18 protein-coding genes and 1 tRNA gene are annotated in these 25,515 nt (G+C 46.1%); 12 read left to right on the top strand and 7 right to left on the bottom strand.

Annotated features, from left to right (window positions below; all coding sequences use genetic code 11):
- The first annotated feature begins 2 nt into the window (after positions 1-2).
- Entirely contained in the window at positions 3-2,729 is a 2,727-nt protein-coding gene (locus tag ACTHQF_RS00570) for a CHAT domain-containing protein (RefSeq protein WP_440427782.1), read from the top strand.
- Here the strand turns inward: ACTHQF_RS00570 and ACTHQF_RS00565 are convergent.
- Positions 2,695-2,985, bottom strand: a complete 291-nt coding sequence (locus ACTHQF_RS00565; protein WP_440427780.1) for a hypothetical protein — start codon at positions 2,983-2,985, stop codon at positions 2,695-2,697. The two genes, ACTHQF_RS00570 and ACTHQF_RS00565, sit on opposite strands and share 35 nt — an antisense overlap.
- Before the next feature lie 80 nt (positions 2,986-3,065).
- Between ACTHQF_RS00565 and mtgA the strand changes: the two genes are divergently transcribed.
- Together mtgA and ACTHQF_RS00555 are read left to right on the top strand one after the other, a co-directional pair.
- Positions 3,066-3,797: a monofunctional biosynthetic peptidoglycan transglycosylase gene (gene mtgA, locus ACTHQF_RS00560; RefSeq protein WP_440427778.1), complete on the top strand. Its 732-nt coding sequence runs from the start codon at positions 3,066-3,068 to the stop codon at positions 3,795-3,797.
- A gap of 16 nt (positions 3,798-3,813) precedes the next feature.
- Positions 3,814-4,842, top strand: a complete 1,029-nt coding sequence (locus ACTHQF_RS00555; RefSeq protein ID WP_440427776.1) for an isoaspartyl peptidase/L-asparaginase family protein — start codon at positions 3,814-3,816, stop codon at positions 4,840-4,842.
- Positions 4,843-4,898: 56 nt separating this feature from the next.
- On the opposite strand, the gene ACTHQF_RS00550 is transcribed toward ACTHQF_RS00555, so the two are convergent.
- From ACTHQF_RS00550 to ACTHQF_RS00535, 4 genes are all read right to left on the bottom strand, one after another.
- Entirely contained in the window at positions 4,899-5,378 is a 480-nt protein-coding gene (locus ACTHQF_RS00550) for an ABC transporter ATPase (RefSeq protein WP_440427774.1), read from the bottom strand.
- Positions 5,379-5,825: 447 nt separating this feature from the next.
- On the bottom strand, positions 5,826-6,710 hold the full coding sequence (locus tag ACTHQF_RS00545) for an MBL fold metallo-hydrolase (RefSeq protein ID WP_440427772.1): 885 nt from the start codon (positions 6,708-6,710) through the stop codon (positions 5,826-5,828).
- Entirely contained in the window at positions 6,664-7,464 is an 801-nt protein-coding gene (locus ACTHQF_RS00540) for a (Fe-S)-binding protein (RefSeq protein ID WP_440427770.1), read from the bottom strand. Before ACTHQF_RS00540 ends, ACTHQF_RS00545 begins: the two co-directional genes overlap by 47 nt.
- 30 nt (positions 7,465-7,494) lie before the next feature.
- Positions 7,495-8,790 (bottom strand): 4Fe-4S dicluster domain-containing protein, encoded by a 1,296-nt coding sequence (locus tag ACTHQF_RS00535; RefSeq protein ID WP_440427768.1) that lies wholly within the window; start codon positions 8,788-8,790, stop codon positions 7,495-7,497.
- Positions 8,791-9,043: 253 nt separating this feature from the next.
- Between ACTHQF_RS00535 and ACTHQF_RS00530 the strand changes: the two genes are divergently transcribed.
- From ACTHQF_RS00530 to ACTHQF_RS00520, 3 genes are all read left to right on the top strand, one after another.
- Positions 9,044-9,116 (top strand) — tRNA-Phe (locus ACTHQF_RS00530).
- A gap of 172 nt (positions 9,117-9,288) precedes the next feature.
- Positions 9,289-9,570, top strand: a complete 282-nt coding sequence (locus ACTHQF_RS00525) for a hypothetical protein (protein WP_440427767.1) — start codon at positions 9,289-9,291, stop codon at positions 9,568-9,570.
- 11 nt (positions 9,571-9,581) lie between these two features.
- Positions 9,582-9,815, top strand: a complete 234-nt coding sequence (locus ACTHQF_RS00520; RefSeq protein WP_440427766.1) for a hypothetical protein — start codon at positions 9,582-9,584, stop codon at positions 9,813-9,815.
- Here ACTHQF_RS00520 and ACTHQF_RS00515 read toward each other — a convergent pair whose 3' ends face one another.
- Positions 9,816-10,247, bottom strand: coding sequence for a DoxX family protein (locus ACTHQF_RS00515; protein ID WP_440427764.1), 432 nt, complete (start codon positions 10,245-10,247; stop codon positions 9,816-9,818). It lies immediately after the preceding gene.
- A gap of 106 nt (positions 10,248-10,353) precedes the next feature.
- Between ACTHQF_RS00515 and ACTHQF_RS00510 the strand changes: the two genes are divergently transcribed.
- Complete coding sequence (locus tag ACTHQF_RS00510) at positions 10,354-11,031, top strand: GNAT family N-acetyltransferase (RefSeq protein WP_440427762.1); 678 nt, start codon at positions 10,354-10,356, stop codon at positions 11,029-11,031.
- A gap of 55 nt (positions 11,032-11,086) precedes the next feature.
- Here the strand turns inward: ACTHQF_RS00510 and ACTHQF_RS00505 are convergent, their stop codons facing one another.
- Positions 11,087-11,914, bottom strand: a complete 828-nt coding sequence (locus ACTHQF_RS00505; RefSeq protein ID WP_440427760.1) for an energy transducer TonB — start codon at positions 11,912-11,914, stop codon at positions 11,087-11,089.
- Positions 11,915-12,117: 203 nt separating this feature from the next.
- On the opposite strand from ACTHQF_RS00505, the gene ACTHQF_RS00500 reads away from it, so the two are divergent.
- The 5 genes from ACTHQF_RS00500 (at position 12,118) to ACTHQF_RS00480 (ending at position 25,465) form a co-directional block, all read left to right on the top strand.
- Positions 12,118-14,766, top strand: a complete 2,649-nt coding sequence (locus ACTHQF_RS00500; protein ID WP_440427758.1) for a cation-translocating P-type ATPase — start codon at positions 12,118-12,120, stop codon at positions 14,764-14,766.
- A 53-nt stretch (positions 14,767-14,819) separates the two neighbouring features.
- Positions 14,820-16,262, top strand: coding sequence for an SDR family oxidoreductase (locus ACTHQF_RS00495; RefSeq protein ID WP_440427756.1), 1,443 nt, complete (start codon positions 14,820-14,822; stop codon positions 16,260-16,262).
- A gap of 70 nt (positions 16,263-16,332) precedes the next feature.
- The gene (locus ACTHQF_RS00490; protein ID WP_440427754.1) at positions 16,333-18,708 is read left to right on the top strand and encodes an ATP-binding protein; all 2,376 of its coding nucleotides are present in this window, start codon (positions 16,333-16,335) and stop codon (positions 18,706-18,708) included.
- A 94-nt stretch (positions 18,709-18,802) separates the two neighbouring features.
- Positions 18,803-21,220 (top strand): glycosyl hydrolase family 95 catalytic domain-containing protein, encoded by a 2,418-nt coding sequence (locus tag ACTHQF_RS00485; RefSeq protein WP_440427752.1) that lies wholly within the window; start codon positions 18,803-18,805, stop codon positions 21,218-21,220.
- 114 nt (positions 21,221-21,334) lie between these two features.
- A complete protein-coding gene (locus ACTHQF_RS00480) occupies positions 21,335-25,465 on the top strand; it encodes a two-component regulator propeller domain-containing protein (protein WP_440427750.1) in 4,131 nt (1,376 codons plus the stop codon).
- Positions 25,466-25,515: the final 50 nt, after the last annotated feature.

Below are 25,515 nucleotides of genomic sequence, written 5' to 3'. Positions count from 1 at the left end.
TGATGCAACGATTGCAGCTGTTCGTGCTGTTATGCTTAAGCTTCGTTCCGGTAAGTGCACAGACCAATTTCCAACAGCAAGTTTGGGCAGCTTTCTATCCGATTGTAAAACTTGAACCAGCAGCGCAATGCGAAGCTTTCAGGGGCCTTCAGCAGCGATGTATTGATAATGGGCTTACTAAAGACACCACTTATTCAAACCTTTTATTTCTTTACGCAGGCGCTGAATTTGCTAATGATCAAGCCAGCACGGCTATCATTTTAGTAAACCAAGCCATCCGTGTCGCCGAACGCTATCCTGAGTTAAACCCCAGCCACTACTTAGCTAAATACTACTATTATGCAGGGTATTATCTTTCTCAAAATAATGCACATGATCTGGCATTGATAAGTTATCAAAGGTGCCTGCAGATCTCGAAAACAGCAGCAGATAAGTGGGGTATAAGGGAACTGGCCTGTGAAGCCATAGCTCATAGCTACTATCAAATTCAAGATTACCAGACCGGTCTCCAATATGCGGAGTTGGGTTGTAAATATTCGTTAGCACGTGGGAACCACGCCGCCCTGTCGAGAAATATGTACGAGAAGTGTGTGAACCTTAATGCACTTGGCCGGCTTGGAGAAGCTTCTAAAGGAATGATCGAGCTGATGTCGATCAACGATGAACAAACGGGTCACGTTGAACTTGCTAGCTATTATAAGCTTGCCGGGGATATCTCATTAAACCAGGAGCTACACTTACAAGCTCAAAAATGGTATTTAAAAGCAAGTAGTTTATACTTTAAAAACGAACTCTACGAAGAACTGGGCGGGATTTATCTAGATCTTCATTTCACCGCCATACTAATGAAAGATCAAAAGGCAAAGGTTCAATATCAGCTTTTAGCCCAACGGTATATAAAAAATCCATATTACTTAAGCAGACTACATAACAATATGGCGCTGGATAAAGCTTCTAATGATATGTATGAGGCAAGCTTTTCCCTGCTGAACCAAGCCCTAATAGATCTACCGATTTCTTTTAAGCCTAAAGACATCTTTGAAAATCCAACGCTGGAATCATTAGAGAATTTGTCCGAAAAAGATTACGTGCTTACAGTATTGCTCGACAAAGCTTCTTTGTTGCTCAAGTCGCAAACAAACCTTCCCAAGGCATTGCAGACCTTTGATCTTTTAGACAGTCTTACGGATCTGATCAGGTGGGAACACCAAGGTAGCGTCATACAGCTGTTTTGGCGTTCCAAAATGATTAAGATGTACGAGGATGCAATCGAAACTAGCTTTCTGCTAAACAGAACGGATAGAGCATTTTATTTTATGGAGAAGAGTCATTCGGCATTACTGAACGATGAGCTTAACAATTTACAGGCGGCCAATATGCTGCCCACTCTAAAGGTTTGGGAGGAAGAGCAGCTAAGATTGCGATTAAGGAGTGCTCAATTAGCTAAGCCGCATAATCCCGAATTATTAACTTCCGCACATCAAAAACTGAAGCTGTTTGTCAAAACGCTGGAACATCAATATCCTCAATACTTTTATTTTAAATACTACAATGCAGTACCTGTTATAAAGGAGATTCAGAACTATTTGGGCATTTCCCAACAAACTTTAATTTCCTATTTTGTAGGTGAAGACGCTGTATATTTCATTGCGATCGGTCCAAAAACTTTGGAGCGGAAGAAAATTAACGCGAACACCTTTAGGCTTTTAACAAAACAGCTCGGGTTTTATATAAGTAATAAGCAGTTGCAGAACCGAGATTATCGGGGCTATCTAAAAGTATCTAATAGCTTATATAACCTCTTATTTAAGCCACTGGCTATGAAGATGAACGATAGGATCATCATTTCCACGGAATCTGCACCACTTCCCTTTGCTGCACTAAGTCGTTCCGCCGAGAAAGAAGATTACATGGTCAGACATTATGCTTTCAGCTACATTAATTCGGCAAAAAGTCTTTTTAGAAAGTTTCCGCACCTGGATGAAGCCGAGATAAAAGGTGATTTTTTAGGTGTAGCACCTGTTAGTTTTAACTACTCGAAGACGCTGTCGCCATTGCCATATTCCACAGAGGCGATTCGGGAGAATGCAAAGTCTTTCGAAAGTTCGAAGATCATGAGTGCTGAGCAGGCGACCAGCCATAACTTTTTGTCGAATTGGCAGAAGTACCGTGTTGTTCAGGTCATTACACATGCGTATGTTGATAGTCTGGAGGATCAAACCAAGCTGTATTTTGCTGATGCCAGCCTAGGTTTATCTGGTATTGTGGGGCTAAGTCCAAGTGCTACCAAAATAATGATGTTGACCGCGTGTCAATCGGGTATTGGTACAAATCATATTGGTGAGGGCGTTTATAGCCTATCTCGTGCATTCCTGGCTTTAGGTACTCCGTCTGTAATAAGTGCATTGTGGGAAATAGAAGATCAGGATGCTTATGAACTATCGCGTGTGATATGGGAAGGTGTAGGCAGGGGTTTACCAATTGATTTAGCACTCCAAAATGCCCAGATTGAGTGGCTAAACAATGATGCCAATGTAGGATCTTTGCCGTATTCTTGGGCAGGAGTGGTGCTTATAGGAGATTCCAGGAATGAAATCATAAGAAGACACAATAACGGAGTCATTATTGTGTCTTCTACTTTAATACTTATCGTGCTTATATTGCTCGGCTATTACAAAGTAAAGCGAAGTCCAACTACCTCCTTGAAGCGCTTCTTTTTTCGTCAATGATCCTGCGGATCTCTTTAACATCACTCTTGCTGAAACCCTTAACCTCAACTTTGTTGCCGTTCATGAATAGCCTTAAAGTGCAGAAGCCGATCATTGGACTATCTACTTCAATGGAAGTAATGTCCTGATAGTTCAGGTATTTAGAATCTCCACGGAATAATCCTGGGATTTTGATCTCGATATTGTTTTCTTCTAAATTGATCTCTGCGGGGAATACCTTGTTACCTTCTGAGAGTCTGGATGCTTTGAATTTCATTGAGCGAATAGTGTGTGTAATTTGCTGCCGATAAAAGTAAACAATTTTGGCGGAAAATGTTTTTATATACCTTTGAACAGATGACGAAGAAAAGAATGTCTAAAGGTAAATCGGGCAACAAAATACTACATAAAATTTCAGGGATCATATCAAGGATCTTAATCTGGTTTATACTGGTTTCATTCTTTTGGGTGCTGGCCTATCGTTTTATCAATCCGCCGATCACATTGCTGATGATCACCAGGAATATTGAGCGAAAATCTGATGGGAAATCTTTTAAGCTGGAGAAGGAGTGGGTAGACTTCGATCAAATCTCGAAGAACATGAAACTGGCGGCGGTTTGTGCGGAAGATCAGAAGTTCCTGAAGCATATGGGCTTTGATGTAAAAGCCATCAGCAATGCTTTTAAAAGCAACGAACAGGGTAAGTCGATAAAGGGAGGAAGTACCATTACGCAGCAAACGGCCAAGAATGTTTTCCTGTGGCCAGGGCGCTCCTGGTTGCGGAAAGGCTTTGAGGCATATTTTACTTTGCTAATTGAGATCCTCTGGAGCAAAGAACGGATACTGGAAGTTTATTTGAACGTGATCGAAATGGGAGATGGCATCTATGGCGCTGAAGCGGCAGCGCAGGCCTATTACAACAAATCCAGCAGTAAGCTTACCCGTTCCCAAGCCGCCATGATCGCGGCCTGTTTTCCGAATCCGCGACGTTGGACCCCTTTGAAACCAACCCGTTACATTAGACATAAACAGCAGTTGATTTTACGGAATATGCGTAGATTACCACTGGAATATAAACAAATACCCTGATCTGAAATCTCCCTGAATGATAAACCTAAAGAAATTAAGTCTGATTCTGTTGTTGTCTGTTGCAACATCTGCATTTGCGCAGGATAAAAATGCGAAGTATGTATTGGTGATGCACGGTGGTGCAGGCACGATCCTAAAGAAAAACATGACCCCGGAAAAGGAGGCTGCTTACCGGGAAACGATGACAAAGGCACTACAGACCGGCTATGATGCTTTAAAAGGCGGTAAATCGAGCCTTGATGCGGTTGAAGTCGCCATTCACGTATTGGAAGACTCTCCGCTGTTTAATGCCGGTAAAGGCGCTGTATTTACCCATGAGGGTAAGAACGAGATGGATGCTGCCATTATGGATGGTAAGACCCTGAAAGCTGGTGCTATTGCAGGCGTAACGGTTATCCGCAATCCGATCAGTGCCGCCAGAGCCGTGATGGAGAAATCTGAACATGTGATGATGGCTGGCAAAGGTGCTGAAACGTTCGCCAAGCAAGCTGGTCTGACCATTGTTGAGCCATCGTACTTTTATACAGAAGATCGTTGGCGGGGATTACAGCAGGCCATTAAACAGGATTCGATGAAAGCGGTGCTTGATCACGATAAGAAAGCCCTGAAACTCGGGACCATAAACCGGGATTTTAAGTTCGGGACCGTTGGTGCCGTTGCATTAGATAAATCTGGCAACTTGGCTGCGGGAACATCTACTGGCGGGATGACCAATAAACGTTATGGCCGGATAGGAGATGCGCCGATCATTGGTGCGGGAACTTATGCAAACAATGCTACTGCCGGAATATCCGGAACGGGCTGGGGTGAGTTTTACATCCGTACCGTGCTGGCACATGACCTTTCTGCCATGATGGAGTACCAGAAACTTTCCGTTCAGGAGGCTTCAAAAAAGGTGATTGAAAAGATGGGCAAACTAGGCGGAGATGGGGGCTTGATCGCCTTGGACAAAAACGGCCATGTTGCGATGGAATTTAATACCGCTGGCATGTACCGTGGAACGGTTACTGAGGACGGTAAGATCAGCGTGGAGATTTATAAATAATATTTTAGCTGTATTGATAAAGGGGCCAATTGGCCCCTTTTTGTTTAGCATACGATTTAGAACAAGTGTGAGAACACAGTATTGTGCCAGCTCTGTGCAAAGGGTACCTGCCACTTGGTTTCAAATTCTTCAAGTGTCTGTACGGTATTGTTAAATACGATGGTGTCTGGTGTGATCTTTTTGATGCTGACAAGTGTTTCAAAGTCTTCCTTGTTCAGTGTAACGACTTTCCCATCAGCTATATAGGCCATGTTGAACCTGTTAAACAGATCAAGGTTATACTTTTCTTCAATTTCTTTCAGCACCCGGACAGATGCATCAATAGAGCATCCGGTTACATTAGACGCTGTTTCATCTACGGTGATCACGATGAAAAAGTTATGAATGATTTCTGCCTTTGCTTTCAACTGATGGCCGTGTGCCTGCCACTGTGCTGTAAATGCGTCCAGCTTTTCTTGAATTTCTGCTACTTCTGAAGTAGTGAATTCCCGGTTACTTTGATAAACCCAAACTCTAGATTGTGGAGAAAAACTCATAACGCAAATTTAGTATTTTATTTAAATTACAATCAGTAATAAGCATTATGATGAAAAAGTTTACACAATACATGAAAATGTGGTGCTTTTTTTATGCAGCTGGCATTTTTTTCATCTTTTCTGCCTTTTTGATTATTGATCCGCTGGAAGAAGATTCTATTTTTCTGGAAAACAAGCTTGTAGCACATTATGATGAGGATTTCTCCGCCAGGCAAATCAAACGTTATGAATTAAGTGTCACCAATAGTGGGTTTTGCAGGTACAAACGTTATTTCCAAAACGGCAAAGTAGAATATTTTGCTTTTAACTTCCTCCGGTTTAAGGAAAGTGATTTTATGGGTACAACGACTAAGGGGCTGCTCTACCTGAGGACCGGGGAAGAAGATGTAATTGTGCAGACCTATAAAGATCCTGAGGGAGATGTAGACAGTATGGCGAGTTATCTGATTATACCCCTAAAGCAAGTTGAAGCTGAGGATTTGAATAGTTTAACGTCGAGAATTCTTTCGATGCGGGAGACTTTGCAGAAACAACAAACACGGCTGTCTCTTCCTGACGGGAAGCTACAATAATTTCCGTACCCTTGGCATGGCCGTCGAAAAGCGCCTTTACCATTGCTGGGTCGTTATTGTCTTTGCTTAAATGGGAGAGCAGTAGATGGCTCAACTGCGGCGAGCGGTGGGTGTTGAATAGTTCCAGTGCCTGACGGTTGGATAAGTGTCCCCGGCCACCACAGATGCGTTGTTTCAAAAAGTATGGATAGCCACCATTCTGCAACATCTGCTCATCGTAGTTGGCTTCCAGAAAGGCTGCCTGGCATAGTTTGAAGTACCTGGTCAGTTCGCCACAAACAGCGCCGAGATCAGTGAATACGCCCACATGTGTGTCTCCGCAGGACACCATGAAACTGTGCGGTTCAATGGCGTCATGTATTTTCGGGAAGGCGGTTACGGTTAATCTGCCGATCTGCGTTCTGCTGTGGCTGCTTAGGTTTCTTACCAAGCCTGGATTCAGATCGAACCTGCAGTTGCGTAAAGTTCCGGAGGTGATGTAAACGGGTAACTGGTATTTCTTTGCCAGTGTGCATACCCCTTTGATGTGATCGGAGTGTTCATGGGATATGAAAAGCGCCTTAACCTTGTTCATAGACAGGTTAAGGCGCAGCATTCTTTTTTCTATTTCACGACAGGAGATTCCAGCGTCTATGAGTACAGCTTCTTCGCTGTTGCCCACATAGTAACAATTGCCGTTACTGCCGGAATTCAGGGAGGTGATATATAGATCGTTACAATCCATTCGCTCTGGCGGTGATTTCTGCGATGTCCAGGACATCTACGTTTTCGTTCTGATCTTTAATCTTTACACCATCATTTAACATGGTCATGCAGAATGGGCAAGATGTCGCCACGATCTGTGGGTTCAGGGCCAGGGCTTCTTCCACGCGTTCAACGTTGATATCCTTCTTACCCGGCTCAGGCTCTTTGAACATTTGTGCGCCACCGGCACCACAGCAAAGACCGTTCACCTTGCAGCGTTTCATTTCTACGAGTTGCGCATCCAGTACCTCCAGGGCTGCCCGTGGGGCTTCATAGATGCCATTACCACGACCAAGATAACATGGGTCATGGAAGGTGATCTTTTTGCCTTTAAAGCTTTCGCCACCTTCAGCTCTTAGTTTACCCTCATCGATCAATTGCTGGATCAGTTGCGAGTGGTGAATGACTTCATAATTGCCACCCAATCCAGGATACTCGTTTTTGATGGTGTTGAAGCAGTGCGGACAGCCGGTAACGATCTTTTTGATGTTATAGCCATTTAGCACTTCGATGTTGGTCATCGCCTGCATCTGGAAGAGGAATTCGTTACCTGCGCGTTTAGCGGGGTCTCCAGTGCAGCTTTCTTCCGTACCCAGTACGGCATATTTTATACCTACATGGTGCAGGATCTTGCAAATATCGCGGGTTGTTCTTTGGGCGCGTTCATCGTAACTGCCGAAGCAGCCCACCCAGAACAAGATTTCGGGCTCTTCGCCGCGGGCGATAAGATCAGCCATTGTAGGCACTTCAAAATTCAATTGCTCAGTCATCTTTGACGCAAATATAGGGTTAGTATTTTGTTAGTTTTTGTTCGCCCAGTTAAAGCGATCGGCAGGAGAGTATTTCCATGGTGCTCCGTTGTTTTCCAGGTTACCCATCATGGTGTTTAAACTTCCTGGTGCCTGTGACTCTTCCATCACGATGTATCTTCTCATCTCCACGATGATGCTCAATGGATCTATGTTCACCGGACAAGCCTGTGTACAGGCATTACAGCTGGTACAAGCCCAGATCTCTTCGCGGCTCACGTAGTCGTCCAACAGAGACTTGCCATCATCGTAGTCAACGCCATGTTTGTCGATGTTCTTTCCAACTTCCGATACCCGGTCGCGGGTGTCCATCATGATCTTTCTTGGGGAAAGCAGTTTGCCGGTCATGTTTGCCGGACAAGCATCAGTACATCTTCCGCACTCGGTGCAGGTATAGGCATTGAGCAGGTTGGCCCAGTGCAGGTCTTTTACGTCTTTAGCACCAAACCTGCTGGCTTCTGCTTCCGGTGGGGTAAATGAGGGATCAAGCATGGCTTTTACCTCATTGGTTACACTTTGCATGTTGCTGAATTCGCCCTTCGGCTTCAGATAAGAGAAGTAGGTGTTCGGGAATGCCAACAGGATATGGAAGTGTTTAGAGTAAGGCAGGTAGTTCAGGAATGCGAAGATCCCGATGATGTGGAACCACCAGCAGCCACGTTCGATGGCAATCAGGCTTGCCTCTGATGCAGGTAACATGCCTTGCAGGAACTGGCTGATCGGGAATGCACCGCCTACCGTGTAGTGGCCTGCACCCATGGCTTGTAATTTCGCATCTGCTGCGTTCATGAGCAGGAATGCAGTCATCAGCAGGATCTCCGTGATCAGGATGTAGTTTGCATCCGACTTCGGCCATTCGGTCATCTCAATTCCGCGAAAGCGTTTTAACTTCAATACATTTCTACGGATCAGAAAGATCACGCAGGAGGCCAATACGGTAAAGGCAAGGATCTCGAAGGAGCCGATCAGGAAGTTATAGAAGCCACCTAACCCGGAGAATACACGGTGGGTTCCAAAGATCCCGTCGATCATGATCTCCAATACTTCGATGTTGATGATGATGAAACCAGCATAAACGAAGAAGTGCAGGATGGCAGGGATCGGGCGTGCCACCATTTTCGTTTGGCCGAAAGCCACTTTAAGCATGACTTTAAGGCGTTCTCCAGGTTGATCGAAGCGATCTACTGGACGGCCTAAACGGATGTTGCGGATTACTTTCTTGAAGTTGAAGCTAAATAAGGCTATTGCAGCGATGACGAATGCAATAAAAAGGATTTGTAATACCATTACGCTAGATTTCTATTTAGTTGTGCTAAGGTAAAGAAATTGTGTGGAGAATATTCCTATGCATGCATAATAGTTTTTAAATTGATGTTGTTTGGAAAAAAAGATGTTTTTAGGGATAAAATTTTTCATACAGGAAATCAGGTGTTTAGGGGTGCGGGGTGAAATAGTTTATAAAAAGATTTGGTGAGTAAAAAAAAGAAGCTACATTTGCAATCCCCAACCGAGGGAACGTTTAGTAAGATAGACGGTAAAAGGTGCGATAGCTCAGTCGGTAGAGCAAAGGACTGAAAATCCTTGTGTCGCTGGTTCGATCCCAGCTCGCACCACAAAAAAGCTTCAGAGAAATCTGGAGCTTTTTTGCGTTATACGGATTTCCAGTAAGGTTCCAAGTCAATCTATAGAGCTTGTGAAATTTCTTAAGACAGCCTCAAACTCGATTTTGATAGTTTAGCACAATTCCGCATTGTGCCAACGCATTGAAAAAGAAACGCTCAACTGATGGAATTTAGCTTACACAATGAGACCAAGGCGATTAGATTGTTTTCTTTCTTGTTCCTAATGAGCTTCTGCGTATGTTTAAATGCATATGGACAATTTACAGATCAGGAACGGACATTAGAATACAAAAGACTTGATGAAGTATTTAGTTCCGCATTTAGCGTAGAGAAGGTAAACGATTCAACAGCAAACTATGTATTTGCAGTCAGGGTATTGATTGATCAAAGCGTTCCCAAGTTGGAAAGTAATGATCCCATGTTCAAATCTTCTTCCCCGATATAGAGCCGGTGCTTTTGAACAAGATTGATTTCCATAAAATCGCTCCGAGCCCACAAATCAAACAGATCGGTATCCCATTTTTGGTCATGATCACCGGGAAAAAGGCTGGTAAACCAAAGATGATTTCTGAACATGAGGTATTCCGGACGATTGAAAAACTGTTTTACAATACCGAAGATGCTCTAGAGCTGCAGACGATGATTATGCTCCCTCATAAAATTGCAGCAGATCTAGGGGTATACGATTAGTTATCCAATCTCCCGTTTGCTGATTTTCTTCAATGCCCCGGTAGACCAAAGCACCCATAAAATCAGCACAGGCTGAAAGAACAGCCTGCCCAAGCGCTTTCCATCAGTATCTAGTCCAAAGGCATCTTTGTGCCCGATATATTGAGCAATATTCCCCGGAAACACCAGAATATAAAAAAGCGCCAGAAAGATCCCTGTATTTACCCGTTGCTTTTTCCAGAAGATTAGTGTTAATCCCAATGCGATTTCGACGAACCCTGACGAAACAACAGTGAAGTCCTTAGGAACCGGTAACCATTCCGGAACCTGCGCCTGAAAGGCCTTGCGCTGAAAAGTTAAGTGGCCAATTCCGGCGAAGACCATGAAGGTGCCGAGCAGAATCCTCGCTACTTTTTGCAGGGGGCTGGTATGTGGCTGACGTTGAAGGTTCATATGCTGCTTTAGTAAAGTTAACAATCCTGCTTTCAGGTTGTTTGTGCTGCGGCTTTAAGCCAGGCCCATGTTATAGGGACATCTTCTTATCTTTGCAACATACGATATGACACACATTTTAGACAACCCGATCTGGTGGGCATTGAACGGTGAAAGCCGGCATCTTGGCCAAGGCACGGATCAGCTGAAATACTTCTTTCCGGAGGTTTCGCCTTTCGCCGCATTAATTGAAGATACACCCGATAACTTTAGCAGCCTCCTCGAGTGTTTCAGGGATGAACAAATTATAGTGATGTTCTCGCCCAAGAATGATCTTGATCCATCGCCATGGACCATTGTCGACAAAATACCAGGATTGCAGATGGTTTTTGAAGCTGAAATTCCTGAAGAAGTACAGGTAGGGGATATTGTTGAACTTAGCGAACAGCATGTTCCTCAAATGTTAACCTTGACGCAGATCGCTCCACCAGGACCCTTTTCCCAGCGAACAATTGAATTTGGAGGCTACAGCGGTATATTCTTTGGGGATGATTTGGTTGCGATGGCAGGCGAGCGTCTGCGTGCTGGAGCCTACACGGAGATCAGTGCTGTTTGCACACATCCGGATTATGCTGGGAGAGGTTTTGCGAGAAGACTAATCATGCACAAGGTAAAACAAATAACTGCTGCAGGACGAGTACCTTATTTACACGTAAAATCAGAGAATACCTTAGCTGCCGATCTCTATCAAAGAATGGGATTTGTTGTACGTTCGGAGATGAACTTCTATATTTTAAAGCGGTAATTTGCAAAGCCAGCGTTAACCAGAAGCAACCTTCTGGTCAACGCTGACCAGCTGATTATTGCGAAAGCGAGAAACTGATCGGGATATTATACTTTACCCGGACCTGCTTGCCATTTTGCACACCGGGTATCCAGGTCGGACTTGCCTTCAGTACCCGGACTGCTTCTTCGTCTGTACCACCGCCCAGACTTCTCAATACCTTGATGTCTGTTAATGTTCCATTCCGCTCAACGACAAAGGATACAAAAACTTTTCCCTGAATGTTGTTCTCTGCAGCCATTGGCGGGTATTTGATCGATTTATTCAGGTATTGGTAGAACTTTTCAATACCACCTGGAAAGGTAGGCTGCACCTCCAGTAGGGCTATGTCATAGACCTTTGTATCGTCAACTATTGCAGCTGCATCTCTTTTCGGTCCATCGCCAGCAGGCTCGACAATCACAATATCCGCGTCTGGTGATCCTGCTATGGTCTTCTGACCAGGATCTGCATTCTGCAAATCTTTGATCTGTGGCGGTTCCACATCATTCACCAGATTATCTGCACGAACCACCGGCGGAGGAAACTTCAGCTGATTTTGTCGTGCAGGAGGCGGTTCGACAGCTGGCGGTGGTGGTGTTTCCGGGTTTATTGGCGGCGGTGCTGCAATGATCACCTCCACTGGGCTGCTGGTAACATCCTCGGGTACCGTGCCGTTGATCAAACTGATAATTCTCGGACTCAGGAACAGGAGAATGAATAATGTTCCGGCATAAAGCAGTGATTTGGAAGTGTTCGCGTCACTTTGGCGCCGTAATTCATAGGCACCATAATTTTTATTCTTCTGATCGAAAATAACATCAAGCCATTCTTCTCTGTGCAGATTGATTTTGGAACCGAACATAACATTAAGGGTTAGGTAAATAGATCTATTTTAAATTGAGGATGTCTCGTCTGGGGCTTTTCCATAAAAAAACAGCGAAAGAAAATAAACCAAGTGGCTAAAGGTCTTGTGTTTTAAACACATCCAGTTTCTCCAATTGCTGTCAACAACTCGATTTTTTATTTGTTAATTAGTGGTTGTTCCCTAAGTATTAGCATTCCTTTATGTCGTATTTCGCCAAAGCCATCTCAAACGTACTCTCCGAACTTCATGTTGATCCCAATACCGGCCTTTCTTCGCAGGACGTCGCCAATCGGCAGGAACAATATGGCCCCAATAAGCTTATCGGTAAAAAGCGGAAAAGTATACTTCAGCTGTTTATTGCGCAATTACAGGATTGGCTGATCTACGTGCTGTTTGTAGCAGTGGTGATTACCCTATTTATGGGCGAATATGTAGATGCGGTCATTATTCTGATCGTTATCATTCTGAACGCAGTCCTGGGGGTAGTTCAGGAGATCAAAGCCGGGAATGCCATTGAAGCCTTACAGAAAATTGCCTCACCAAAAGCGATTGTAAAAAGAGACGGAAACATCAAGGAAATTGATTCTGAAACCCTTGTGCCGGGTGACATCCTTATTTTGGATACCGGCCGCTTTATCGCTGCGGATATCCGCTTGATCGAATCCGCAAACCTGCAGGTAGAGGAATCTTCGCTTACCGGCGAGTCGGTTCCTTCCAGTAAAAACGCAGAGGAAATACATGATGAAGATACTGCGCTTGGTGATCGGGATAATTCGGCCTTTATGTCGACGCTGGTGACCTATGGCAGGGGTGTAGGCGTGGTGACCGCGATTAGCATGCAGACGGAAGTGGGTAAAATCGCGAACATCATTGGCAATGAGCAGGAATCCAAAACGCCGCTGGAGGAACGATTGGATAAACTGGGTAAAACGCTTGGCTTGCTCGCGATTGGAATCTGTGTATTCATCTTTATCGTTGCCTGGTTCCAAGGCCGTGAGTTGCTGGAGATGTTCCTGACTTCCGTGTCATTGGCTGTTGCTTCTATTCCGGAAGGTCTTGCCGCCATTGTTGCGGTGGTGCTTTCCATCGGTGTTACCAAGATGTCTAAACGCAATGCCATCATCCGCCAGTTGCCGGCAGTAGAAACCCTGGGTTCCGTGAATGTCATCTGTTCAGATAAAACCGGTACACTCACCCAGAACAAGATGACCGTTACCAGAAGTTTTACGCTTGAGGGAGAGCAGGATGTTGCAGATCAGCAGCAGGGCACTGCCGACGCTGAACTGCTTGCAAAGGCGATGGTCCTTTGCTCAGACGCAACCTACGAAAATGACGAAGGTACCGGTGATCCGACAGAAATTGCGCTCCTGATCTATGCCGATAACCTCCGATTAGATCGTAAAACTTTGGCGCAGGTCAATAAACGTATCGGTGAGTTTGCCTTTGATTCCGATCGAAAACTCATGTCTACCCTGATCGAAAGTGATGGAAAATATACCGTCTACACCAAGGGTGCCATAGATAACCTCCTGGACAAATGCAGCCGGGTGTTAGAACAAGGCAAGGAAGTTCCAATTACAGAAAGCCATAAAGCAGCTTTTCTGAAAGCTGCAGATCAGATGTCTGATCAGGCGCTACGTACCCTTGGTGCAGCTTACAAGCAGGTAAGTGGCCCCATACCGGAAGCTGAAATGGAACAGGATCTGGTGCTGATCGGTATGGTCGGCATGATCGATCCGCCAAGACCAGAGGTTATCGAATCCGTGAAGCGCGCCAAAGCTGCGGGAATCACCTGTGTGATGATCACCGGCGACCATAAGAACACGGCTTTTGCCATTGCACGTGAGTTGGGCATTGCTGATGATATTAAACAAGCACTAACCACTCAGGAACTTAATGCCATGAAAGAAGAAGATTTTGTGGCCAACATTGAGCAGTATCATGTCTTTGCACGGGTATCGCCAGAAGACAAGGTTAGAATTGTCCGTGCATTAAAATCTCATGGTAATATCGTGTCCATGACCGGCGATGGTGTAAATGATGCACCATCATTGAACGCTGCTGACATTGGCGTGGCGATGGGCATCACCGGTACCGATGTCGCCAAAGGTGCAGCCGACATGATCCTTACCGACGACAACTTCTCGACGATCGTGGTTGCTATTGAGCAGGGCCGCAACATTTACAACAACATCAAAAAGTCTGTAATCTTCCTGCTCACCTGTAACTTGGGTGAAGTGGTTACCATGTTCGTTACGCTGAGCATCGGTTGGGAAGTGCCTTTGATTGCCACGCAACTGCTGTGGATCAATCTGATCACCGATTCCTTGCCAGCGGTGGCCCTGGGGATGGATCCGGGAGATCCGGATGTGATGAAGGAGAAACCTCGGGCTAAAAACGAAAGCTTCTTCGCTGGTGGAAGCGGCTGGAATGTGCTGGTCGGTGGATTGCTCATCGGTATGCTTACCGTTATCGCTTTCTGGTATGGCTATTATGAGCATGGAGCAAGTCCTTTTGACCACTCCGTAAATCCTGAAATCGTGGAATATGCCAGAACCATGGCTTTCATGGTGCTTGTTGCCAGTCAGCTTTTTTATTCCCTGGCCATCAGAAATCACGTAAAATCCATCTTTAGCATTGGTGTATTCAGCAATAAATACCTCGCCGGAGCAATTGTACTCGGTCTGGCGTTACAATTGCTTGTTATTGGCATTCCATTCATGCAGGAAGCTTTTGGATTGCAGATGCTTGATCTTAAAGGCTGGATGATGGTGATTGCACTCGGATTGGTGCCTCTGTTCCTAACTGAGTTCCTGAAGATCTTCCGCAGGAAACATCAGGAGGACTGAGTTTAGTGGAATACCCATTTTGTACTTGCTCTTATGGTTTTAACCTTTAGATTTTGAAAATACTACTCACCGGTGTCACCGGCTATATCGCACAGCGGTTACTACCGGTCTTACTGGATCAGGGGCACGAAGTTGTAGCTTGTGTACGGGACAAGTTCCGCTTTAATCATAGCTATCCGCAGGCTAAACTGCAGATCATTGAGGTCGATTTTCTTAAGGAAGAAACCTTGCAGCAGATTCCCGCTGATCTGGATGTGGCATATTACCTCATTCACTCCATGTCTACGCAGTCTGCAGATTTTGGCCAGATGGAGCAAACCTGTGCAGAGCATTTCAAGCGAAGCATTGAACAGACGAACATTAAACAGGTTATTTACCTCAGTGGCATCGTAAATGATGTCGGGCTTTCACGACATCTAAGCTCCAGAAAGAACGTTGAAGATATCCTAAGCACTGGCTGTTTTGCACTGACAACGCTGCGTGCAGGCATTATTGTAGGATCAGGCAGTGCCTCATTTGAAATTATCCGTGATCTGGTAGAAAAGCTTCCGGTGATGATCACACCCAAATGGCTGAAGACCAGATGCCAACCTATCGGTATCCGCAATGTCGTGGAGTTCCTGGTAGGGGTGCTGGGAAGGGAGGAAACGTACCGTAGATCCTATGATATCGGCGGAACAGATATACTGAGCTACAAAGAAATGCTGCTGCGTTTTGCTAAGATCAGAGGTTTGAAGAGACGGATCTTTATTGTGCCAGTCATGACACCCCGTTTATCTTCTTACTGGCTGTACTTCGTGACTTCTACCTCCTATGTGCTGGCCAAAAATCTGGTGAACAGCATGAAAGTGGAGGTGATCTGCAAAGCCAATAATCTGGCACAACTGCTCCATATTCAGCTGCTCGACTATGATACTTCCATCAAACTGGCATTCGACAAGATTGAACAAAACCAGGTTTTATCCAGCTGGAAAGATGCTCAAACGAGTGACCTTTTCAAGAACAGCCTGACCCACTATCTGGATGTTCCGGTGAATGGCTGCTTTCGGGACGTGCAACGGCGATCGGCGCTACAGCCTGAGCTCGCACTGCAGCGTATCTGGGCGATTGGCGGAAAAAGTGGATGGTATTATGGGCGCTGGCTTTGGGAGATTCGTGGCTTTATGGACCAGGTGGTGGGCGGGGTAGGCATGCGCAGGGGAAGAAAAAGCGACTCCGAAATTTATGCCGGAGAGTCCCTTGACTTCTGGCGGGTGCTCATTGCCAATAAAGCGGAGCGAAGGCTGTTGCTCTACGCGGAGATGAAGCTACCCGGTGAGGCTTGGCTGGAGTTTAAAATGAACGAAGACAATATACTTACACAAACGGCAACCTTCAGACCTTTAGGCCTGCTGGGCCGGCTATATTGGTATTCCGTATTGCCGTTTCATGGCTTCATTTTTAAAGGTATGATCAGCAATATTGTTAAGCCCGCGGTATCACGGCAAACACCATAAAAACCCATGTAGAAAAGCAATGCAATCCTAAGAAGAAAATTTTTATCTTGGGCCTACCATCTGGCTGCTAATGCTTTCTGTACAAACACTCAATCGATCAACACTTTATGTAATATTAGTGCTCCTGCTTTCCTGCAGTGTTGGTTCCGGTTACGCGATGGATGTTGAAGCGAAAGATGGTATCCTCGACCTTCGTAAGCAGAGTATCTCCGAGAATATTACCCTAAACGGCGAATGGCTGTTCTACTGGAACGAGTTGATCGAGGATCATCAGCAAGCATCGAAACCAGGGGTTAAGGTACAGGTACCCAAGCTCTGGACCAGCTATAATTTCGACGGAAAGTCTTATCCATCTTTCGGATATGCCACATACAAGCTTACTGTGCTGCTGCCGAAGGATGCCGGATTGCTTCGGATCAGTATGCCTGAAGTGTATACCTCCTACAAGTTGATCATCAATGGCGCCGTTGTGGCGCATAATGGACGCGTCGGCAAGAGCGCTGCAGAGGCCACTCCAGAGTGGATAAACAAGGACGTAGACCTTGATCTCGGTGTCGACACCTTAAACGTACTGCTCCAGATCTCTAATTTCACCCACCACAAAGGTGGTATCAGTAAGCCCATTTTCCTGGGACCAAAAGAGTTTGTAAAACTCGACCGCAAACGTACTGAAGCCTTCGATCTCTTGCTTACCGGCTGTGTGCTCATGGGGGGATTGTTTTTTCTTGGACTGTACCTTTTTGGTAACCGCGATAAAGCAATCTTACTGTTCGCGATCTTTGCCATGATCTATAGCTATCGTATGATTGGTACGGACAATTACGTGCTGCATAGCTTGTTTCCGGGTGTCAACTGGTATATCGCCATCAGAATTGAGTACATCAGTTTATTCTCCGCAATTGGCTTCTTTGGCCTTTACAGCCGCTATCTATACCCAGAAGACATCAACCGGTATGTTGTCTTTTCCATTTGTACCATTTGCTTTGGCTTTGCTGCTGTGGCGCTCGTGTTTCCGCCGGTCGTGTTCAGCAGCCTCATTAATCCGTTCCTCGTTGTAACGGTCTTCTGTTTGTTGTACGTGCCATACCTGTATATCCGCGCCTGCATCAAAAAACGGCCAGGCTCCTTGTATGCACTTGCGAGCGCTTTTGCATTGATGTCGGTTTTTACGATCTCGCTGCTCCACTACTGGCACATTCTGCCGCAACTACAACTGATCAGCTTTGTGGGTTACATCAGCTTTTTCTTTCTGCAATCATTGGTGCTGTCTCACCGGGTGTCATTCGTGCTTAAACAAGCAGGCGAACAAGCTGCGGAAGGCCTTGTAGCGAAATCAGAGTTCTTGAGCACCATGAGCCATGAGATCCGAACCCCGCTAAACTCGGTGATCGGAATGAGTCACCTCTTGCTTAAAAATGAACCCCGGCAAGATCAGCGAAAGTTGCTGGATGTGATCATTTTCTCTGCAAACAACCTGCTGAATATCGTAAACGACATCCTGGATTACAGTAAGATAGAAGCTGGTAAAATCACCTTCGAGGAGATCGAGATGGACATTCCTGCTTTAGCGAACAACCTGGTTTCAAGTCTGAATAGTGCAGCGCAGGATAAGGGGATCTCTTTAAAGCTGTTTATCGATGAATCACTGAACTACCGTGTTATTGGTGATCCAACCAGGCTGTTCCAGGTCATTACCAACCTCGTACATAATGCGATCAAGTTTACCGCCGAAGGTGGTGTCTCCTTACACATCAATGTCACCGAGGCTGATGCGCAAACAGTCACCTTGCTAATACAGGTTAAAGACACCGGAATCGGTATATCGCAAGAAAACCAGGCCCGGATTTTCGAACGGTTTACGCAGGCCGATTCGTCTACGGTCAGGGGATTTGGCGGAACTGGATTAGGACTGGCCATTACCAAAAGGATTCTCGAACTAAGAAAAACCACGCTGCAATTGAAGAGTGAACCTGGTAAAGGGTCCAATTTCTTTTTCTCTCACACTTTCAAACGAACGCATACGCTTTTAAAGGTGAAAAAGGCAGAACACTTAAAGGTAGGCGATAACAAGCCGTTCTCCGGTTTGCCAATTCTGCTGGTGGAGGATAACCCGATGAACGTGATGGTCGCAGAGTCATTCCTGAAGCGCTGGGGTGCCACGGTTGATGTCGCTGTAGACGGTGCAGATGCTTTGGAGAAGGTAGATGTATTGAGGCACAAGCTCATCCTTATGGACCTGCATATGCCGGTGATGGATGGTTACAGCTCCTCGATGGCCATGCGGGTTAAAGGCATTCAAATCCCGATCGTTGCTTTAACGGCGACCTTGCCCTCTGAGATCGAGACGAAGCTTGCGGAAACGGGTATAGATGATATCCTCGTGAAGCCGTTCCTGCCAGATGAACTGTTCCGCAAAGTTTATCATCACATCTTCCGGGATCTTTAGTTTACATTTAAGTACCCAAAAGTAAACATTGGGATACCTTGCGAATGCTTGAAGCACTATATTTTTAACTTTGGTACTTTAAGCCCGATACCTGATGATGAAATTCCGATTGTCCCTGTTGTTTTTTCTGACTACGCTCTTCACGAATCTTTGTGCACAAACCATTCCCTTTACGGCACCCGCCAGAGGCTTTGTAAGTACAGCGCCAGCATCCAACTGGTCACATGCACTGCTTAGTGGAAATGGCACCCTGGCCGCAATGGTCATGGGACAGCCTCATGCGGAAACACTGATCTTCAGTCAGGCTGATCTGTATATTCCCTTAAACGAACCTAAAACGCCGATTAATCAGGGCAGTCGGATGGAGGAGATCCGCAAGCTGCTGCTGGAGGGTAAAGGCGAAACTGCCGCCAGAATTCCTGTTGATCAACGCAACAAGGAAGGATTTGATATTGGCCGCGATCCTTATATTCCTGCGTTCGACATGCATATCGATCAGCAAGCATTAAACCTGAAAAAGTACCAACGCAGTGTAAACTTCGAAACGGGTGAAGCCATGGTAACCTGGGCGGATGAAAAAGGTACCTTCGAACGTAGGGTCTTTGTTTCGCGGGCGGATAGCGTGATTGTGATTTCCATTAAAGGCAATGCAAAGATCAGCACGACTCTCGACTTTGCACAACGGCCCATAGAAGCTGAACAGGCAGATTTCGTGAAGACTGGGGTGGCGGAGGCAAAGGCCACCGCGGAGCCTGACTTCTTAACCTTTCAATGTAAATTTAAAAACCACTACAAAGATGGTTTACAAGGCTATGAAGGTGCTGGCCGTGTGCTGCTCAAAGGCGGGAAAGTGGAGGTTGTTGGCCAAAAGCTGCAGATTACAGATGCAGATGAAATATTAGTGCTCATCCAGATCAAGCCTTCCAAAAACTGGAGCCAGTCCAAACTTGCTGCAATGAAAGCACAGCTGAATGACCTGAGTACCGACTATTCGGTACTTCGTGACCGCCACGTTTCAATTCACAATAAATTATTCAGTCGCTCGCGACTGCATCTAAATGCAGATCCTGCGTCAGGCCAGTTAAATAGCGAAGCATTGTTAGCGCAGTCAAAGACCAGTGTTCCTGCAGCTTTGATCGAAAAGGTGTATGATGCTGGTAGATATAACATCATCAGTGCTATGGGTAAGAATCCACCAAACCTGCAGGGCATCTGGTCAGGTACCTGGACGGCACCATGGTCGGCCGATTTTACGCATGACGGCAACCTGCCTGCAGCTATTGCCAGTGTGCTAAGCAGCAACATGCCGGAGTTGATGGATGCATACTTCCGATACCTTGAAGATAAGATGCCTACTTTCCGGGAAAATGCCAGGCTGCTATACGGCGCCGAAGGTATTCACATTCCGGCACATACCAGTAACAACGGACTGGATACTGACTTCGGTGAAATCTGGTGCCTCACATACTGGACCGGGGCAGCAGGCTGGGCGGCAGATTTTTTCTACGACTATTATCAGTACACCCAAAACCGGGAGTTCCTGAAAAGCCGTGCTTATCCTTTCATGAAGGAAGCTGCGGCCTTTTACGAGTCCTTTCTAACCACCGGACCTGATGGGAAATACATTTTTAATCCTTCATATTCCCCGGAAAACAATCCGGCGAACGCTAAATCCCAGGCGGTGATCAATGCCACCATGGATGTGATGATCGCCCGCCAGCTGCTAAACAACTGCATTGCGGCAGCGAAAACCTTAGCGCTGGATGCGCCAAAGGTTAAGCTCTGGACGGAGATGTTGAGCAAAATGCCGGAATATGAAGTGGCAAGCGACGGTACCTTGCGCGAATGGCTGTGGCCGGGGCTGGAGGAGAACATGCCGCACCGCCATGTATCTCAACTGTATGCCCTCTATAACAAAGCAGATTCCGCAATCACCGGTAACCCGGCACTTCTCGCTGCGGTAAACAAGACCATAGATGGTAAAATGAAATTCAGGGAGGACGAAGGCGGCGGGGAGATGTCTTTTGGTCTGGTACAACTTGGCCTCGCTGCGGCGCACATCGGCGAAGCCGAGAAAGCAAAAACCGCTGTAGACTTCCTGTCTTCCAAATACTGGTCTACTGGTATGGGCTCTTTCCATAATGTTGGCGAGTTGTTCAATACCGACATCAGTGGTGGACTGCCCGCTGTGATCCTGGAGATGCTGGTGTATTCCGAGCAAGACATGATCAAACTGCTGCCGGCACTTCCAAAAGCATGGAACAAAGGAAAACTTGAAGGCGCTTTATTAAGGGGGAACATTCAACTGCAGCAACTGGAATGGGCAGATAAACGCATCAAAGTTACGCTTAGATCTGGCGTACGCCGCCAGGTTAACCTGGTGATGCCTGCTGAAGTCGAGCAGCTAAAGATAAATGGATTCACGGTAAGCAACAACAGGATTAAAGACCGTAAGTTCTTGCTAAATCTTCCGCAAACCAGGGAAGTTAACCTGGAGATCACACTGAAATAAGTTGATGTTCAGCCCTGCAGCTTGAAATACTTTGCTGATTATGCTTGCTTAGGGGCTGGAGTTTTTTAATTTCGTTATTCCAAATATATCTAACGGGTTAGCGCCAGAGTATTGATGTTGCAGCAAAGACTTCTTGTTTTCCTGACCATAATTTTAATATCTGCGACCTGCTTCGGGCAACAGAACCAGATTCAGTTCGCCCGGCTGGATCTCTCTAACGGCCTATCCCACAATCAGGTAAATGCTATTCTGAAAGATTCCAAAGGCTTCATGTGGTTCGGTACGCTCTCCGGGCTGAACCGGTATGACGGTTACCAGTTTAAAACCTTTAAGAATGACCCGCGGGATAGTACAACCATTGTAGACGATTTCGTAACCGGAATCTTTGAGCTACCCGGGCACAAGTTATACCTGGAAACCCGCAGCGGCCCCAACATCTACGATAACATTAGCCAGCGCTTTGTGCGGGATGTCAAACCGTACCTTAAGACGCTAAACATTACAGCCAGCGCCATTCGTGACATCATCCGGGATGAAGATGGTAATTTCTGGTTCAATGGACTGGAGGCCGGTGTTTTCAAATACAATCCTGCAACGAAAAGGACTTTGCACCTTAAGAATGCCGGAGAAACAAAAGGTGCTTTAGATCAAACCGCGGTTTCTGCCATCCAGAAAGATGCTGAAGGCAATATCTGGGTCATCCACCGCAACAAAAGCATAGAACTGCTGGACCGGAAGTCCGGCAAAGTGCAAAAACGGATACGCAACTATCAACTAAAGAAAACTTCTGAATTCCAGGATTTCAGGCTGTTTGTAGATCAGGATCTGGACCTCTGGATCTATACCACGAACACCCAACATGGCATCGACTACTATTCCCCTGCGAAAGGTAATAAGCGCTACCTGGACAAGGGACCTGGGTCCTTGAACAACAATCTTATCGCTGGCTTACTGCAGGATAACAAAGGCATGATCTGGATTGCTACCGATCATGGCGGAGTTAACCTGCTCGATAAGCACGATTTCAAGATCCGGTACCTGCTGAATAAGGAAGATGACCTGAAAAGCTTAAGTCAGAACAGTATTACCAGCCTGTATAAAGATCCGACTGGCATCATCTGGATTGGCACCTTTAAACGTGGGTTGAGTTTCTACCATGAGAAGATCCTGAAGTTTCCGCTGTACAGTCACCAGGGCGTAAATCCAGCGGGACTGGTCTATGACGACATCAACCGCTTTGTGGAGGATAAAGAAGGAAATCTATGGATCGGTACAAATGGTGGCGGACTATTTTACTTCAACCGCAAAACCGGACAATTTAAACGCTTCCAGCATAATCCTGCAAATTCGAATAGCTTGAGCAACGACATCATTGTGAGCCTGTTCATTGATAAAGCTGGGATCTTATGGATCGGCACCTACTTCGGTGGGCTCGATCGCTTTGAAAATGGGAAGTTTTACAACTACAAACACAAAGCAGCGAATCCGAACAGCCTGGCAGACGACCGGGTATGGGATATTCTGGAAGATCGAAAAGGGCGCTTTTGGGTAGCAACGCTGAGCGGGGGATTGGATCAGCTGGATCGCCAAACCGGTAAGTTTACCCATTACAAAGCCGGTATGCCTAATAGTGTAGGCTCCAATTTCATCTCCTGCCTTATCGAAGACCGTGCTGGAAACATCTGGATTGGTACCTCAGAAGGTATAGATAAGCTTTCGCCGGAGGGTAAATTCCAGCACATCAAAACGGAAGCGGGTAAACGCAATACGCTGATCAATAACATCGTATATGACCTGATGGAAGATAGCTATGGTTTCATCTGGATTGCTACCAGGGACGGCTTGAGTCGTTTGAATCCAAAAACCATGGACTTTCTGAACTTCGACAGCCGGAACGGGCTTACTGAAAAAGCTACTTTAAAGGTAATTGAGGATCAGGATAAAAACCTTTGGGTGAGTACGGCGAACGGACTTTTCAAGATCATCGTACAGCGTGATCAACAGAAGCGCTTCAACTATTCTTTCCGGAAGTATGATGAGCATGATGGCCTGCAAGGCAGTGCGTTCAACGCTAATGCCGGTTATAAAACGCGAAAAGGAGAGCTACTGTTCGGTGGGGCGAACGGATTTAACCTCTTCAACCCCGATGAGATCAAGACAGATAACAGCAAGCCGCTAATCGTGCTTTCAGAACTGCAGATCTCCAATAAGAGCGTCGGTATCGGTGAGCAGATCGATGGGCGGGTGCTTCTACATAAATCCATTGTTTTTACAGACACCCTCGAACTAAAATACAGCCAGAACAGTATAACGTTAAGCTTCGCGGCACTCAACTACTTCGGTCCGCAGAAGATCAAATACCGGTACAAGCTGGAGGGTTTCGACCAGCAATGGCAGGAACTCCAGGAAGATATCCGAAGAGCCACGTACACCAATATCGATCCTGGTGAGTACGTGTTTAAAGTCGTATCCACGGATGCCTCTGGAAATTGGGCGAATAATGAGGAGAGTGTTAGGATCGTGATCAAACCACCCATCTGGCGTACCACCTTCGCTTACATCATGTATGTGCTGCTGTTTGGTGGCTCCTTACTATACCTTCGGCACCGTGGCATTAAGCGCGCCCGGGAAGAGTTTCTACTCGAACAGGAACGGCAACAGGGTAAACGCCTCCACGAGCTGGACCTGTTGAAAATTAAGTTCCTCACCAATGTCAGCCATGAATTCCGTACACCGCTGTCGCTGATCATCACCCCTTTGGAGAAGCTGATCAAACATGCCAGTGATTCTGACAAGCAGCAGTTGCAAATGATACAGCGTAATGGCCGCCGCTTACTCAACCTGGTAAACCAACTACTGGACTTCCGCAGGATGGAAGTACACGAGCTTAAACTGCATCCTAAAACTGGCGATATCATCGCCTTCATCAAAGAGCTATGCCTTTCCTTTAGTGACGTTGCCGATCGTAAAAACATCTGCCTGAACTTCAAAGCTGACCGCAGCAGTCTGATCACCTTGTTTGATCATGATAAGATCGAGCGTATCCTGTTCAACCTGCTCTCCAATGCTTTTAAGTTCACGCCGCAAGGCGGTAAAGTTGGCGTTGAACTCAGCACCAGGTACACCCTTCAGAATAAAACGGCGCTGGTATTGAAGGTTATAGACACCGGTATCGGCATCGAAGCCGACAAGATCGACCGGATCTTCGAACGTTTCTTTCAGAACGAGGTACCAGATTCCATCGTGAATCAGGGTAGTGGCATTGGTCTGTCCATCACCAAAGAGTTTGTAAAGCTTCATGGCGGAGAGATCAAAGCCGAGAGTGTGGTCAATGCAGGTAGCACCTTCACCATTACGCTGACCTTTGCTGAAGAGCATGCCGAATACAGCAGCATCATGCCGCCACAAGCGATGCTGATCAGTGGTAAAAATGTTGCATCAAAGGAAAGGAATGAGCTGGATCCAAATAGCAAGAAGCCTGTGTTGATGTTGGTAGAGGACAATGAAGACTTCCGTTTCTACCTTAAAGATAACCTGAAAGAATTTTACCAGATCGTAGAAGCTGTAAACGGCAGGGAAGGCTGGCAGAAAGTACTCGCGCTGCATCCTGATCTCATTGTGAGCGATGTGAGCATGCCGGAGATGGATGGTATCGAGCTATGTAAAAAGATCAAGTCGGATAAGCGTACCGCCCATCTGCCCGTGATCCTGTTAACCGCCCTGACCACCGATGACGAACAACTCACCGGACTGGAAACAGGTGCCAATGATTACATGACCAAACCATTCAACTTTGAGATCCTGCTGTCCAAGATCCGGAACCTGCTGGCACAACAGGCGCTGAGTAAAAAGACCTACCAGAAGCAGGTTGACCTAAAACCGCAGGAGGCAGAGGTAGAATCTGTAAACGATAAATTTATCCGGCAGCTCTCTATGCAGATAGAAAAGCATTTATCAGACAGCAATTATAGCGTAGATCAGCTCAGCGCCGACTTAAATATGAGCAGGGTAGGCTTGTATAAAAAGCTGGTGCCGCTAACCGGAAAATCACCAGTCGAAGTGATCCGTTCTTACCGCCTTCAGAAATCAAAACCACTATTGGAATCACAACTCAGTATAGCCGAAGTGGCTTACCAGGTTGGCTTCAGCAACCCTAAACATTTCAGTAAATACTTCAAGCAGGAATTCGGAATCCTACCTTCCACATATGCCCAGTCCAAGCAGTCAAAAACGCCTGTATCGTAAAAACAGGCGGGTTTGTTAACATTTTGATACCAAATTGTTATCATTTCTAT

It is taken from the genome of Pedobacter sp. SAFR-022, assembly GCF_051965375.1.
Taxonomy (GTDB): Bacteria; Bacteroidota; Bacteroidia; order Sphingobacteriales; family Sphingobacteriaceae; genus Pedobacter.
The sequence above is the reverse complement of the archived record's forward strand: the minus strand, read 5'-3'. Positions and strand labels throughout refer to the sequence as shown.

Bases quoted from the DNA above. Each gene is read 5' to 3' on its own strand.
- ACTHQF_RS00570 (WP_440427782.1), top strand. From the start codon at position 3: ATGCAACGATTGCAGCTGTTCGTGCTGTTATGCTTAAGCTTCGTTCCG.
- ACTHQF_RS00565 (WP_440427780.1), bottom strand. From the start codon at position 2,985: ATGAAATTCAAAGCATCCAGACTCTCAGAAGGTAACAAGGTATTCCCC.
- mtgA (WP_440427778.1), top strand. From the start codon at position 3,066: ATGACGAAGAAAAGAATGTCTAAAGGTAAATCGGGCAACAAAATACTA.
- ACTHQF_RS00555 (WP_440427776.1), top strand. From the start codon at position 3,814: ATGATAAACCTAAAGAAATTAAGTCTGATTCTGTTGTTGTCTGTTGCA.
- ACTHQF_RS00550 (WP_440427774.1), bottom strand. From the start codon at position 5,378: ATGAGTTTTTCTCCACAATCTAGAGTTTGGGTTTATCAAAGTAACCGG.
- ACTHQF_RS00545 (WP_440427772.1), bottom strand. From the start codon at position 6,710: ATGTCCTGGACATCGCAGAAATCACCGCCAGAGCGAATGGATTGTAAC.
- ACTHQF_RS00540 (WP_440427770.1), bottom strand. From the start codon at position 7,464: ATGACTGAGCAATTGAATTTTGAAGTGCCTACAATGGCTGATCTTATC.
- ACTHQF_RS00535 (WP_440427768.1), bottom strand. From the start codon at position 8,790: ATGGTATTACAAATCCTTTTTATTGCATTCGTCATCGCTGCAATAGCC.
- ACTHQF_RS00525 (WP_440427767.1), top strand. From the start codon at position 9,289: ATGGAATTTAGCTTACACAATGAGACCAAGGCGATTAGATTGTTTTCT.
- ACTHQF_RS00515 (WP_440427764.1), bottom strand. From the start codon at position 10,247: ATGAACCTTCAACGTCAGCCACATACCAGCCCCCTGCAAAAAGTAGCG.
- ACTHQF_RS00510 (WP_440427762.1), top strand. From the start codon at position 10,354: ATGACACACATTTTAGACAACCCGATCTGGTGGGCATTGAACGGTGAA.
- ACTHQF_RS00505 (WP_440427760.1), bottom strand. From the start codon at position 11,914: ATGTTCGGTTCCAAAATCAATCTGCACAGAGAAGAATGGCTTGATGTT.
- ACTHQF_RS00500 (WP_440427758.1), top strand. From the start codon at position 12,118: ATGTCGTATTTCGCCAAAGCCATCTCAAACGTACTCTCCGAACTTCAT.
- ACTHQF_RS00490 (WP_440427754.1), top strand. From the start codon at position 16,333: ATGCTTTCTGTACAAACACTCAATCGATCAACACTTTATGTAATATTA.
- ACTHQF_RS00485 (WP_440427752.1), top strand. From the start codon at position 18,803: ATGATGAAATTCCGATTGTCCCTGTTGTTTTTTCTGACTACGCTCTTC.
- ACTHQF_RS00480 (WP_440427750.1), top strand. From the start codon at position 21,335: ATGTTGCAGCAAAGACTTCTTGTTTTCCTGACCATAATTTTAATATCT.